Source organism: Planomonospora algeriensis (assembly GCF_977012225.1).
Map to the genome: position 1 here is coordinate 1 of NZ_CDRNDK010000874.1, position 1,284 is coordinate 1,284.

General features: G+C 77.9%; 2 protein-coding genes. One reads left to right on the top strand and one right to left on the bottom strand.

Annotated elements, in window-relative coordinates; translation table 11 throughout:
- The coding region (cobJ, locus tag ACWJ6R_RS36545) for a precorrin-3B C(17)-methyltransferase (protein WP_449066577.1) at nt 1-840 on the top strand (840 nt) is incomplete at its 5' end.
- A 50-nt stretch (nt 841-890) separates the two neighbouring features.
- On the opposite strand, the gene ACWJ6R_RS36550 is transcribed toward cobJ, so the two are convergent.
- Nucleotides 891-1,284 (bottom strand): precorrin-6A/cobalt-precorrin-6A reductase (locus tag ACWJ6R_RS36550; RefSeq protein ID WP_449066578.1); only part of this gene is annotated, 394 nt, incomplete at its 5' end.

The following is a 1,284-nucleotide window of genomic DNA, read 5'->3' on the forward strand; positions in this document are numbered from 1 at the left end:
ATGCGGCGCGCGGCGGCGGCGGCGGACGGGACCGGCACGGTCAACACGGTCGGCACGGTCGGCACGGTCGGCGCGATCGGCACAGTCGGCCAGGTCGGCGAGGTCACAGTCGTCGGTCTCGGCCCGGCGGGCCGGCCGTGGCTGACGCCGGAGGCGCAGGAGGCGCTGGCCGCCGCCGACACGCTCGTCGGGTACGGCCCCTATCTGGACCGGGTCCCGCCCAACCCGCGTCAGCGCCGCCACGCCACCGACAACCGGGTGGAGGCCGAGCGGGCCGCGCACGCGCTGGAGCTGGCCATGGCCGGGTCCCGGGTGGCCGTCGTCTCCTCCGGCGACCCGGGCGTGTTCGCGATGGCGAGCGCGGTGCTGGAGGTGGCCTGCGAGCCGCGCTTCTCCGGCGTGCCGGTGCGGGTGCTGCCGGGACTGACCGCGGCGCACGCGGTCGCCAGCCGGGCGGGGGCCCCGCTCGGGCACGACTACTGCGTGCTGTCGCTGTCGGACCTGCTCAAGCCGTGGGAGGTCGTGGCGGAGCGGATCAGCGCGGCGGCGCGGGCGGACCTGGTGCTGGCGATCTACAACCCCGCCTCCCGGAGCCGGACCTGGCAGGTGGCCGCGGCCCGCGACCTGCTGCTGGAGCACCGCGCGCCGGAGACGCCGGTGGTCGTCGGCCGGGACGTCGGCGGCGCGGGCGAGAGCGTGACGGTGACGACCCTGGCCGAGCTGGATCCGGCGGCGGTGGACATGCGCTGCCTGCTGCTGGTGGGCTCCTCGACGACGCGGGTGGCCGACCGCGGCGACGGCCGCCGGGTGGTCTTCACCCCCCGCCGCTACCCGGCATGACACGTCCGGCACGAGTACGGCGGGGCCGTTCCGCCCCGCCGTCCCCGGCGCTACCCGGCCGCGCCGGCGGCGGTCTCCAGCCAGGCGACCGCCTCCTCGACCGTCGGCACCGCGGGCACGCCGCCGGGTGCGGGCGGGCGTCGCACGACCACGACCGGCAGGCCCAGCTCGCGGGCGGCGTGCAGCTTGGCCGTGGTCATCTCGCCGCCGCTGTCCTTGGTGACCAGCACGTCGATCCGGTGCTCGCGCATCAGGGCGAGCTCGCCCTCGCGGGTGAAGGGACCCCGGCTCAGCAGCACCTCCGCCCGGCGCGGCAGCGGCGGCTCGGGCGGGTCCACCGAGCGGGCCAGGAACCACAGCCCGTCCAGGCCCGCGAAGACCGGCAGGCTGCGGCGGCCGGTGGTGAGGAAGACCCGCTCCCCCAGCGCGGGCAGCAGCGCGGCC